Source organism: Gorillibacterium massiliense (genome assembly GCF_000455485.1).
Classification (GTDB): domain Bacteria; phylum Bacillota; class Bacilli; order Paenibacillales; family NBRC-103111; genus Gorillibacterium; species Gorillibacterium massiliense.
Window position 1 is genome coordinate 1 of the sequence record NZ_CBQR020000060.1, and the last position, 12,434, is coordinate 12,434.

Here is a 12,434-nt window from a genome sequence, read left to right on the forward strand (position 1 = left end):
CAGAGCGCTTAGCGCTTCGGAGATTAGCGCGCTAGCCGGACCTGCCGTCTCCGTCTCAGACATCGCGCCGCAAGCGACGTCGTCGACGTCGTTCGTCTCCTCATGGGAGAGCTTAACCGGGTTGAACGACGGGTATACACCGACAAGCTCGAAGGACCGCGGTCATTCCGTGTACGGCAACTGGGATAATCCAGGCACAACGCAGTGGGTGCAATACACGTTTAGTACGAACCGTACGATCTCCTCGACCGATGTCTATTGGTTCGACGACGATGAGGGCATCGATCTGCCTGCTTCATACACAATCCAATACTGGAACGGCAGCGCTTGGGTGAATGTAAGCAGCCCGTCTGGCCTGGGCTTGCTTCCGAACCAGTACAATACGACCACGTTTACGCCGGTCACGACAAATCAAATTCGGTTGAATATTACGGCGAAGTCGACAACTTCGACCGGTATTGAATCGTGGAAGGTGTATGGGTCTTAATAAAAAATACGGCGGTGTCCGCTATACCTCAGATCTTAAAAATGAAATTGATAATAATTGGGATCCAAGTTTTAAAGCCATATTTGGGCCAGATAAGAACAAATTTAAGAATAGGATAGAAGCGATAATCGAAGTTCGTAATTACTCATCACATACAGCAGAAATTACAGAGCCGGAAATGTTAAGTTTTCGTGGGGCAATGTTATGGCTCGAGGAATGGGTTCAAAATTATTTCGAAATCAATTAGGTGATAGTCTAATACTTTATTTTCATGTTTCGGAACAAATTTTTGAAATCAAAATGGTTCAATCTAAAACTTATTTTTCAAAAGCTGACGATTTTTTAACCCAAGAACCGCGTCAAATCAACAATTCTAGTTTAATGTAGTGTAGCGCTTAGGAAAATGTAAATGAGCCCATCACAGTAATTTGGAAGCTTCTTATTTCCAATTTTACATGTAATGGGCTATTTAAGTTCAGTGTAAGGCAGTGTAAGATACTGGTCGTTTATAAGACATCGTCATCTGCTAACTCATCCGCTTGGCGTTCGTAATCTTCTAAATTAGCTGGGATCTTTAATCTTACTTTATCACCGTCAAGGAGTACTCCCATCTTTGTTTTTCTATGCAAAAAAACCTGTCATTTCGATGTGACATTGCCAGACCTTAAGATTTCTTAAGATGCTTAAATGGTGTAGTTTCTAGCTAAATTGGATACTATAATGAGGTTAAGGCTGGAGGAAAACGGATGAACACTACAAAAAACATATTAATTGCCGATGATAACAATGAGATCAGAGAAATTGTCCGAGTCCTACTGGAGAGTGAGCAATATAATGTCATCGAAGCTGTAAACGGAGACGATGCGGTCAACAAGGTAGACGAGCATACTGATTTAATCATTCTCGATATTATGATGCCGATAAAATCAGGATTTAAAGCCTGTATAGAAATTCGCGAAAAAACTAGCGCTCCAATCTTGTTTTTAACTGCTAAAACTCAAGATTCGGATAAATACATGGCCTTTTCTGCCGGAAGTGATGATTACTTATCCAAGCCATTTTCGTATACAGAATTAGTGTCCCGTGTTAAAGCTTTGTTAAGAAGATATTATGTATATAAAGGAAAAGATAAGGTTTCTTCTAATGATCACCTTTTAATGCATGAAATTAGTATCAATACATTAAACAATGAAGTTTTTATCGGTGACAAAGAGGTGCAATTAACCGAGATTGAATATAGAATCCTCCTTTTGCTTATGCAGCATAGGAAAAAAATCTTCTCTGCCCAAAATCTTTATGAAAGTGTGTGGGAAGAGCCTTATTACTATAGCTGCAACAATACAGTAATGGTGCACATCCGAAACCTTAGAAGCAAGCTTGAACAGGATCCACAGAACCCGAAGGTGATCAAAACGGTATGGGGAAAGGGGTATCGGATTGAGTAAAGCGTTCTTTAGGGGGAAAATAAAGAATGAATTAATGCTATGTCTACTGATTTCGTTTATTCTATCTGCCGGATTATTCTTCTTATTGCAATCAACAGGTGAAAGCTTATTGGATAGCTATTTTAATAAGTCTTCATTTATTGAGGATCAAAAAAATCAAACAATCATTCAATTCAAGCATTATGTTTCGGATAACAATCTTACCATTAATGATCAGGATCAAATTGCAAAATGGGTAAAAAATAAACGATATATAGGTCTTTATTTGTTTGTAGACAATAAACTCATTTTCACTTCGGCCGTGAATGATTTTGATACTGAAAACAATATGCTTATTCATCCCATTTTGGTCAACGCGCCTTTATATAGCGTGCATTTTAAAGGCACTGTTGCCCAAATTTATCTGGATAGTTTCTTTGAATATAAGTATTACTACATTATTACATTCATTGGTGTGGCTATCTCTTTTGTATTTTTTATTCTTACCATGCTATTCTTTATTAACAGAAAGACATCCTATATAACGGTACTTGAGAATGAAGTCAAAATACTGGAAGGCGGAGAATTGGATTATCCAATATCCACTAAAGGAAAAGACGAATTAGCTTCATTAGCTCACAGTATCAATGAGTTAAGGAAATCATTTATTGAAAAGCTAGATGGCGAGGAAAAAGCCCGGAGTGCCAACAGTGAGCTAGTAACAGCGATGTCTCACGATTTACGCACACCACTGACAGCACTCATTGGTTATTTAGATATAATTGAGTACCGGAAATATAAAACCGACGAGCATTTGATGCAGTATATCCATAACAGCAGAGAAAAAGCTTATCAGATTAAGCATCTTTCAGATAAGCTTTTTGAGTATTTTACTATCACTAATACTAACTTGTCTGAGGATCATTTGGAGCTTGAATCTTTTGACGGTATCCAGCTTTTGGATCAGCTCATGGATGACCAGTTATTAATTTTACAAAACAATGGGTTTCAGTTTCAATATATCCCTTCCAATAACCCTTTTCAGTTGGACTTGAATTTAATTTCAATACGTAGGGTACTGGATAATATTTTTTCGAACGTCACAAAATATGCAGATAAGTCTTCCCCCGTAACAATTAAATTTCAATTGAATAATAAAAATTTATTAATTAGTATTACTAATCGAATAAATAGAGTCTCCAGAGAAGTAACGGGGACAGGAATTGGGGTTAAGACATGTACCCGAATTATTGAGCAGCATAAGGGAAAATTAGCTGTAACAAAAGGAGAAGATACGTATTCAATTCATATCAGTTTACCTGTAATTACAAAGTCCCATTAATTGAAAGCTGCAACGAAATATACTATACGTTACAGGAAAAAATATAAGCGGGCGGAATGTTCCGAAGTTCTCTTTGAATCTCCACTTTTCGAAAGTACTTGCCAATCAAATCTTTCTTCAAAAGTGTGTACTGAAAGGTTATAAATTTACCACCTTGCCGTAAATGCCTCTTCGTAAGTGTTAGTATGTTGAAAGACACTTGTTGATGCAGACTTGCAATCGGAAGACCGGAAACGATGTAATCCAGCCAGGGGATATTTAGACTAATCATATACTCTTCTAAGTTTTCCGCCGAATCATTAATGAGATGAAATTCGGGCTCATGTTGATACTTTTGCTTTAACAGATTAAAGAATCTCAAGTTACTTTCAAATAATATAATTATTGTGCCCTCTCTTCGATTTTTCAGCAGTTGTTCAGTGATTACTCCAGTACCTGGCCCATATTCTATGATATAACTGGCATTTTTAAAGTCGATCTGTCCAATCATTTTTTTTGCTAGATACTTGGAACTGGGGAGAACTGCTCCAACGGCTCTTGGGTTTGTAACATACTCTTTTATAAAGGAGAACAATTCCACTATGGACCCTCCTCATTTAAATTTTTTTTAATTTAAATTTCGATACCATGAAATACGAAAGAATTGCTATTGTTAGAAGTGCCACATATGCGTATTCGCGATTACCAGGGACGCTCAAAGAATAAATTGCTAAAATAAAGCCGGATACTGTAATGGGAATACCACTAAATACACCATTAAATGTCTGGATGTTATAACGGGCTAATCGATAAGAACCGCTTATGATATAAAGAATAAGAACTCCTACCCCAACGATCTTTAATATCCTGTATTCCATAAAATTAAACTTGCAAAAGATCAATATTGCAGGGGCAACCCCAAATGCAACCACATCGGCTAAAGAGTCCAGTTCTTTCCCTATAGCGTTGCTTACATTTAAACGTCTTGCCACTTTACCATCGTATCTATCAATAAAAACGGAGAGAAGAATACAAATTGCGCTCATCATGTATTCTTCCTTCACGATTTCAAGAATCGCTATTACTCCAAAGGATAGATTGGAGAAAGTCATTAGGTTAGGTATCCATTGCTTAATCATTTGTTTCCTCCGTATAATCAGAATTCATTTTCTTTTCTTTATTCATTTTTGTAATTCGAAGAATGATTTTATCTTTATAGAGCAATCCAAGAAGTAAGGAGAGAACAGAAAGAACAGATATAATAATGGTAGTTATATAATTGTGTTGATAAATCGTTGAACCTAAGCCTGCCGATAAAATAATCGATGGAATTCTTCCTATAGTTAATATCGCAAAAAATTTCAAGGGCTTAATGGGTGTAAGCGCAGCAAAATAGACAAACAAATCTTTTGGTAAACCTGGAATTACAAAAAAAATAAAAAGAATAATCGTAAAACGTTCATGATTCATGATTTTGGTCATCCATCGAGATTTACTCTTACTCAGCAATTTTTCTACAAAAGAACGAGCCAAAAATCGAGTAATAAAGAATGCACTTGCTGCTCCAATTAGCATTCCTGCAGTTGTGTACAATGTTCCAATGGAAATGCCATATATATAACCGCCTGCGATTTGAATCACTTCGCCCGGAATTGGTGCAATAACTGTCTGAAGAATTTGGAATCCTATAAAAACAGCCGGCCCCCAATGACCAGAAGATAAAATAAATTCTCTAAATTTCGGTATAGAAACTGTAATTTCAAAGATTTGAGGCATGCTTCTAATTACTAGAATAAGCAGTGAAACGCCCAAGAGCACTAAGAGAACTTTTACAAAAAAAAACTTTTTTGATTTCGCCACAGATATGTCCTTTCTTAATCTTTTATAATTGTAGCTTAGTCTTTAGTCCTTAAGATTAGCCTATCAGTTATCTTAAGAATGCTTAAGTTGAATAAAAAGCTGTTAAATAATAAGGTTGAATGTGCGGAGCTTTGTTAATTTTCATACGGCATTGATGCTTATATTTTGCATGGCTCGGCCCGTACTGGGCTTGAGAATCGCTAGGGCGAAGTTCTTTTTTCTTGAACAGATGATAAACTCTAATAACAAAAAAAGCCGCAGTTTATGCGACTTCCTTTGCACAGAAGTACTTATTTCTGCATTTTATATATTTAATTTTCAATTTATTCTTTTAAAGAATAAATTGAATTTGGGTTTAAAAGTTTGGCTGCCTGACTGTTTTTTGTTGTATTAAACTGCACCTTACTTAAACAAAAACAGCAGCCGCTTTCAGCCGGCTGCTGTTGTGATGTTTTGAACTAACGTTCCTCATTAGCTTAATAATGTATCGAAGGGTCTTTATACTTTTTGTGAATTCGTTTTCATATCCTACATCAACTTTCCTACGCGCGAAATGTAAGCTTCTTGTGCACCCTAAAATAAACCCAAACGGCGCTGGTCATCAGCAGAATGCTCGTCATAATGAATACGTAACGCATGCCGAGCCATGGGGCGACCTGCCCGCCAAATACAGAGCCTCCGAACGCGCCCAGATACAGGGCAGAAATATTAAGGCCGAATACCCGACCGATAAGTGGATCCGGAGTGATTTTCCTGAGCAGGACGTTGATTGACGGGCCGAGACCGGCCGCCGCCAACCCCAACAGCTTTTGGATAATATCAGAATCACTAAGATTTGCAGAAAACAATTAATTGGCTTCGCCCTTTGTTTCATGGGGCGAAGCCATTTGTCGTTTTTAAGGAAAATGTTAGGGTGTTAAGAACGTTATATCGGGGCAAAGAACATTCTGGAGGTGGACATGTTGTCTAAGCTCAAAATCGACTTTGGGAGGCAGTTGATCATATTGAATAAAAGGTTAAGTACTCAAGATTCAGATGATGAGTTCAGTAGGTGGAAAGATCAATTCTGCAGAGTGAAAGTTCATGACGTGTTATTGGTTGTTTTCCGCTCTGAAGGGCCTGCAAAAGGCGCGAATGTCATCGGCCATCCGCTCAGGCTCTTCCATCGCAGTGAAATGGCCGCCGGCAGGCATTTCCGTCCAGCGAGTCACATTCAGATTGCGCATAATCCAAGACTTGGGCGGAAGCGCGATATCTGCCGAGAAAATGGCGATGCCGGTAGGGACCTCTATTTTTCCTAGCGGTGGAAGCGTATTGGAATTCTCATAATAGATGCGCGTGGACGATCCAATCGTGTTCGTCACCCAATAGATCATAATCGCAGTCAGCAGCTCATCCTTGCTAAATTTCTGTAGAAGGTTCCCCTTACAGTCGCTCCATGCGTGAAATTTCTCGAGAATCCAGCCGGCCAAGCCTGCAGGAGAATCCGAAAGTCCATAAGCAAGTGTCTGAGGCTTCGTCGACTGAAGCGACATATAGCCTCCTTCCTGCGCGATCCATCTGGAGGCACTGATTTTGTACTGCCGTTCTTCTTCCGTAAGCGCATCCTCATTATGAGCAGACAGGAGATCTCTAATAATGCCTACATCCGTTAAGTGGATGCCGTAGAGAAGCTCTGGATGATTGGCAGCCAGATAGCGGGTAACCCCCGAACCAATATCCCCGCCTGCAGCGACAAAGCGGCTGTAGCCTAATACGGATGTCATGAGCTTTGCCCACATTTCGGAGACGGTCAAATTGTTGAAGCCAGGATGGGTTGGACGGCCGGAGAAGCCAAAGCCCGGAAGCGAAGGGACAATGACATCAAATGCGTCCTCCGGACGACCGCCGTGACTCGCCGGATCCGTCAGCAGTGGAATGATTTTGTGATAACGAAGAAAACTATCTGGCCATCCATGGGTAAGAATAATAGGGATAGGGTTAGGTCCTTTGCCGCGCTCATGGACGAAATGCACGTCAATGCCGTCAATCGTGCAGTGATATTGGGAAAAGCGGTTCAACTCGGCTTCCTGCCCGCGCCAATCGTACTGATCTCCCCAATAGGAGACAAGTGATTGCAATTCATTTAAATCTGTTCCTCGCTCCCAGCCTGAGTCTTCTAACTGATCAGGCCAGCGGACGCGATGGAGCCGTTCTTTCAGATCGTCCAGAATATTATCGGAGACATGAATGCGGAAACGTTCAACTGTCATGAGGCAATCCCCCTTCTTAGCCGGTTCACAACGATATTATATCCTTAAGGTGTGTATGTTACACTGGCATACGTGCAGCAATTAACTATACTATTTGATAGGTGATGAAGATGCCGCAATGGGATCGGTACAAGAAGCGTATCGTGAATATCGAATTTGTTGCTGTGGAGGAACTTAAGCTTTTACCCTATCCCGAACGGTCTACACTGGTGTTTATTACATCCGGTAGCTTGAAGGGGATGTTGAACCAGCGGCCCATAACCATTAGCGCTCCTGGCATCCTTTGTCTAGCCGAGGATGATCAGATGCAAGTAATAGAAAAGAATGATGTATCCGCCCAGTCCTTTAGCTTTCATGCCGAGTTTCTGAGTACGATCAGACTGACCGAAACAGAGGCGCATTTTCCTGCAGCTCCCAGAATACAAACCGGTCTATCGCTGTTTGAGCGCGGATTTACGCATTATGGCGTGCCTCGCATAAGCGAAAAAGCGTATCCGTTATTATTTGAATGGTTCTTTATTATGGGCACCGAGGTGCAGGCGCAAAGCGACAACCTCTGGGTATGCCGGATCAAAAAATACCTTATTCAAATTATGGGGCTGCTGGAGGATCTTAATCAAAGCCGGGAGCACTCGCCCGTAGAGGCAGTACTGGATTATATTCACACGAATTATGCGAGAAAAATTTCGCTGGGGGATTTGACGGCTTGTGCCCATTTGAACCGTATGACGCTGAATAAGCAATTTCAAGATAGGTGTGGGAAAACAGCGATTGGTTATTTGCAATCGCATCGCTTGAAGGTTGCAAGCGAGCTACTGACTCATACGGACATGAGTTTGAGTGACATTGCACAGGCGACTGGATTTGAGTATGACACCTATTTGATCAAACAGTTCAACGCCAAAAAAGGAATGTCCCCGACCATGTATCGGAGGTCATCCCGTCAATTCGCTGTCGTTCAATAAATCTGGCAGCCCTACGACTAATCCATCATTTAGAGCGGTTAAGCTTTTTTACATTCATGACTACGGCTTGTATCCCCATATAACTCACATAGTCTACGAAACATGCATTCTGAAGGCTTTCAGGTTTTACTCAAGCAAGAGAAGTACGGAGGTTTAGAATGTTTTATTTTAGGGAGGAAAGCTGCTTCTAATTAGTTCAAAATAGTATTTTTACATGGGGAGATAGCATAAAAACCTTGACCGAATGCAGCCGCAACTTGGTCTTTTTCCAGAAGGATATCCCCACCCAGCAGAGAATAAAATAGTGACGAAAAGCGATCTAACCGTGAGGTGGTGATCATGAGAGGCAATGGAGATGCAAAGGCCCGTCCGGCGCAAGGTTGATCTCTTCCGGCTGTTAGTCAAATCTTTCCGAATCACGTCCCTTCGCCAAAGAATCGTCGTACTGCTGACGGTGGGGGTTCTGGGATGCTCCGTTTTGATGGCAGCGGTGTCGTACAACGCCATCTATACGATGCAGCAGAACAAAATTAATACCTCCATGGTCTTCGATCTCCGCCAGCAAATGATGAAGCTCGACCAGATTTACACGAATCTGTTGCAGGTGACGCAGCAAATGGCGCCAATAGGCAACGTAGGCAATTTGATGGCGACTTATCTTTCCTCTGTTGATTCTTACAACCGTTTTCTCCTCTCGCGCGACATCTCCTCTAATATCGGACTCATCACGTTCTCTAACCCGGCGATGGAGCTGGTGATGTACTATGACCCCGCAGCTCAGCAAATGCTTTACTCGAATCTTCCGCTTCGCGAAGGGTTCACCATACAGTCGTTGCCCAATCTAGCCGGCAATGATGGAATTCAATATCAGTCACCCCATACGTCTTTATGCCGATTCAGCGACGACTTGGTTGTATCGGTGACCCGGCGAATCTCTTTCTCGGAAGGGACGCAGCAAGTGGTGTATGTCGAGGCGGAGACTGATTTAACAGCAGAATTGAATGCGCTTTCAAATCATGTGAAAATGCCCTATGTGCTCGTTTTGACCGACCAGCAGGGGAAGGTGGCTTACAGCAGCGACCATGAGGCATACGCCGAGGGTCAAAAGCAGTTATGGAGCGGAAGCTCGGGTATCTCGAGCGGTTATGTATGGAACCGGACAATGAGCGAGTATGGCTACGCAATCACGCTTCTGCTTCCCATCTCCAGCTACAACCACGAGCTATACACTTGGAAAAACCACATGTTCCTGATCCTCGGCATCGCTCTATTGATCATGTTAATCATCGCTTTATTGCTGCGAAGGCTCATCTATCGGCCGCTGCTGATCATCGAATCGGAGATGGAGGCTCTCGGTAAAGGATATATGGGAGCGATGCGGTATCGAACGGGCGTCGCGGAGTTCGATCGGCTTTTCGAGCAATTCAATCGAATGAAGCAGCAGATTCAACAGTTGATCCTGGACGTTGAACAAAAGGAGAAAAGGCGGCATCAGCTCGAGATCGAGAAGCTCGCGTACCAGATCAACCCACACTTTCTGATGAATACGCTGAACTCGGTGCATTGGCTCGCGGTCATGCGTCAGCAGCCTGAGATTGATAAGTTCGTCTCCTCGCTGATTTTTCTGCTTAACTATAACTTGGGCAAATCGCAAGAGGCGGCGACTCTACGAACTGAGATTCAGGTTATGCGCGCTTATCTGGACCTTCAGCAAATGAGGTACGACTTTGAGGTGAAGCTGGAGGTCGAAGAAGGGGAATACCTCGATAGCCCAGTCGCTCGGTTCATCCTGCAGCCGATCGTTGAAAATGCCGTCTGCCACGGCCTCGACGAGCACGGCAAGCTGGAGATCGGCATCAAGTCCGATGAAGAGTCGCACATGGTCCAAGTTGTCATTCGCGATGACGGCAAAGGGTTGAACGAAGAGACGTTGGCTCTTCTGCAACGGGATACGCCGGATCAGCAGCAAGCCGGGTGGGGAATCGGGCTTCGGTACGTTCGCTCCATGCTGCAATCCTTTTATAAAGACCAAGCCCGAATGCAGATCGACAGCTTGCCGCATCAAGGGACGACAGTTACTTTATATCTCCCATATGGAGAGGAGCGGTTGATGTGATTCGCGTACTTATTGTCGATGACGACAAGCTCGCCCGCAAAGGCTTGATCTCTCTCATGCCGTGGGCTGCGCATGACATGGTCGTAGTCGGGGAGGCTGCCAATGGCGCCAAGGCGCTGGAGTTTCTGGAGTAGCAGGACGCCGACCTCATGTTTGTCGATCTGTCGATGCCGGTGATGTCGGGAATCGAGTTGATCCAGGCGGTGCGTCAGAAGCACCAAGCCTTGCGTTATGTCGTGCTAACGTTCCATGAGGAGTTTGAGAATGTGCAGACGGCGTACCGGATGGGCGTTCTGGATTATATATCTAAGGTGCGGCTCGACTCGGAGGATGACGATCAGATTCTCGGGCGGATTAGGCATAAGCTGATGGATGAGCCTGTGCAGCAAACGCCGCTTTCACCGCCTGTTTTGGGCGCTAAGGTCAGTTTCCCTGGTGAAAAGGAGGTTCGTCCATCGCAGGAAGAGCAGTGGAGTAAGTTGCAGCAGGAGTGGCGTTCGCAATACTGGTTGTATAACGAGGTTTATTTTCAGAGTCTGTGCAAGAGAACGTTGGAAGATAACCCATCCGTTCGCCGCCTGGAGGGGCTCTTCCTGCGTGTCATCTCGCAGATCGAGACCGTCATTCCGTTGGAGGCAGAGTTCCGATTGCAGGATGAGGACGTCCGTTCGGTCATCGAATGGATCCGCGAATACCGGAAGACGATTTACTCGCAAGTGACCCGATCGGCCGACCTGACGAAGACGATGGTCTGTATGCTCAAGGCGGTGCTGTTCATCCGCGAGCAAGCGGCCGAGCCGCTGCATGCCGAAGACGTTGCCGATCATGTGAACATGAGCCGCAGCTACTTTTGCCAAATGTTCAAAAAGCTCACCGGAGCCACGTTTAACGAGTATTTGCGGCAGGAGCGCATTCGGGCGGCGGAGCGGCTTCTTTGCGAGACGAACCGTTCGATCGCCTGGGTGGCGAATGCGGTTGGTTACGGCGACTCGAAATATTTCTCGCACCTGTTCTACGAGCAAACCCGGCTGCTGCCGTCCGAGTTCCGGGCGCAGTTCAGCAAGGGGGAGCAATGATCGTTGGGAAGCGAACAAATGCCTCCCCTCAGTGGAATAATCTATCGGTAAACGCACGACATCCTTCCGACGTTTTGTAACCGCATTCAAAGTACAATGAGAGCGAATGACAAAGGGGAGGGATTGGATTGAAAAGAAGAATGACGTACGCTCTGCTTGCGGCAACGCTCATGCTAAGCCTGGTAGCTTGTTCATCCAACTCGTCAAAAAATTCGGAAGCGTCTTCAAGCCCTAGTTCAAGTTCGAAACCAAGTGCGAGCACCAGTTCCAGCACCAGCCCGGATTCAAGCGCCAACTCAAGTCCATCGGCATCCGGCGACGACTTGGCGTTTTCCAAGTTCCCGAAGCCAGTCGACGTTCATATCGGCATGTCGGTGGATCCGACCGACAAGACGCTGCCGGCAGGAGACAGTGTAAGCAACAACCAGTACACGCGATATCTCAAAGAAAAGTACAACATCAACGTGATCGTGGATTGGACGGCCGCCACTGGCAACGACTTCAAGCAGAAGGTCAGCCTTGCTATCGCTTCGGGTAAATTGCCGGACGGCATGGTCGTTGATGACCGCTCCTATATGACGAAGGCCGCGAGCTCGGGATTGCTGTACGACATAACGGATCTTTTCCAACAATATCAGTCTTCTCAGGTCAAGGATATCATGGCGAGCACCGAAGGACGCGCACTCGAAAATGCTAGCTACAAAGGCAAGATGGTCTCCATCCCGAACATTACGGTCGATACCGACGGCGTTCACATCATGTGGATCCGCAAGGATTGGCTCGATAAGCTGAACCTGCCGGTGCCGAAGACGCTTAGCGACATCGAGAAGACCGCTAAAGCTTTCATTGCTAACAAAATGGGCGGGAACAACACGATCGGCATCGTCGGCCCATCTAAGAACACGTTCCCTTATGCTACATTCCTTGTCTCTT

14 protein-coding genes are annotated in these 12,434 nt (G+C 44.1%); 9 read left to right on the forward strand and 5 right to left on the reverse strand.

Annotation, left to right across the window (positions count from 1 at the left end; translation table 11 throughout):
- From TJ79_RS27520 to TJ79_RS06210, 4 genes are all read left to right on the forward strand, one after another.
- Nucleotides 1-487, forward strand: a 487-nt coding sequence (locus TJ79_RS27520; RefSeq protein ID WP_040949426.1) for a galactose-binding domain-containing protein, incomplete at its 5' end; no start/stop codon positions are given.
- A complete protein-coding gene (locus tag TJ79_RS06200; RefSeq protein WP_040949427.1) occupies nucleotides 477-734 on the forward strand; it encodes a hypothetical protein in 258 nt (85 codons plus the stop codon). The genes TJ79_RS27520 and TJ79_RS06200, both read left to right, overlap by 11 nt.
- 499 nt (nucleotides 735-1,233) lie before the next feature.
- Entirely contained in the window at nucleotides 1,234-1,932 is a 699-nt protein-coding gene (locus TJ79_RS06205; protein WP_040949428.1) for a response regulator transcription factor, read from the forward strand.
- Nucleotides 1,925-3,253, forward strand: coding sequence for a HAMP domain-containing sensor histidine kinase (locus TJ79_RS06210; RefSeq protein ID WP_040949429.1), 1,329 nt, complete (start codon nucleotides 1,925-1,927; stop codon nucleotides 3,251-3,253). The genes TJ79_RS06205 and TJ79_RS06210 overlap by 8 nt, the downstream gene beginning before the upstream one ends.
- Before the next feature lie 22 nt (nucleotides 3,254-3,275).
- On the opposite strand, the gene TJ79_RS06215 is transcribed toward TJ79_RS06210, so the two are convergent.
- The 5 genes from TJ79_RS06215 to TJ79_RS06235 all read right to left on the reverse strand — a co-directional run bounded on the left by TJ79_RS06215 (nucleotide 3,276) and on the right by TJ79_RS06235 (nucleotide 7,344).
- A complete protein-coding gene (locus TJ79_RS06215) occupies nucleotides 3,276-3,833 on the reverse strand; it encodes a class I SAM-dependent methyltransferase (protein ID WP_040949430.1) in 558 nt (185 codons plus the stop codon).
- A 16-nt stretch (nucleotides 3,834-3,849) separates the two neighbouring features.
- Nucleotides 3,850-4,371 (reverse strand): CDP-diacylglycerol--serine O-phosphatidyltransferase, encoded by a 522-nt coding sequence (pssA, locus tag TJ79_RS06220; protein ID WP_040949431.1) that lies wholly within the window; start codon nucleotides 4,369-4,371, stop codon nucleotides 3,850-3,852.
- Nucleotides 4,364-5,092, reverse strand: coding sequence for a TVP38/TMEM64 family protein (locus TJ79_RS06225; protein WP_052339332.1), 729 nt, complete (start codon nucleotides 5,090-5,092; stop codon nucleotides 4,364-4,366). The genes pssA and TJ79_RS06225 overlap by 8 nt, the downstream gene beginning before the upstream one ends.
- A 542-nt stretch (nucleotides 5,093-5,634) precedes the next feature.
- A complete protein-coding gene (locus TJ79_RS06230) occupies nucleotides 5,635-5,940 on the reverse strand; it encodes an MFS transporter (protein WP_040949432.1) in 306 nt (101 codons plus the stop codon).
- A gap of 243 nt (nucleotides 5,941-6,183) precedes the next feature.
- Entirely contained in the window at nucleotides 6,184-7,344 is a 1,161-nt protein-coding gene (locus tag TJ79_RS06235; RefSeq protein WP_040949433.1) for an epoxide hydrolase family protein, read from the reverse strand.
- Nucleotides 7,345-7,454: 110 nt separating this feature from the next.
- Between TJ79_RS06235 and TJ79_RS06240 the strand changes: the two genes are divergently transcribed.
- From TJ79_RS06240 to TJ79_RS06255, 5 genes are all read left to right on the forward strand, one after another.
- A complete protein-coding gene (locus TJ79_RS06240; protein WP_040949434.1) occupies nucleotides 7,455-8,309 on the forward strand; it encodes a helix-turn-helix domain-containing protein in 855 nt (284 codons plus the stop codon).
- Between the two features lie 355 nt (nucleotides 8,310-8,664).
- Nucleotides 8,665-10,425, forward strand: a complete 1,761-nt coding sequence (locus TJ79_RS06245; protein ID WP_162162924.1) for a sensor histidine kinase — start codon at nucleotides 8,665-8,667, stop codon at nucleotides 10,423-10,425.
- Nucleotides 10,422-10,559: a response regulator gene (locus TJ79_RS27095; protein WP_155987791.1), complete on the forward strand. Its 138-nt coding sequence runs from the start codon at nucleotides 10,422-10,424 to the stop codon at nucleotides 10,557-10,559. Before TJ79_RS06245 ends, TJ79_RS27095 begins: the two co-directional genes overlap by 4 nt.
- A gap of 15 nt (nucleotides 10,560-10,574) precedes the next feature.
- Nucleotides 10,575-11,501, forward strand: a complete 927-nt coding sequence (locus tag TJ79_RS06250) for a response regulator transcription factor (RefSeq protein ID WP_040949436.1) — start codon at nucleotides 10,575-10,577, stop codon at nucleotides 11,499-11,501.
- A gap of 128 nt (nucleotides 11,502-11,629) precedes the next feature.
- Nucleotides 11,630-12,434: extracellular solute-binding protein (locus TJ79_RS06255; protein WP_155987792.1), on the forward strand; the 805-nt coding region annotated here is incomplete at its 3' end.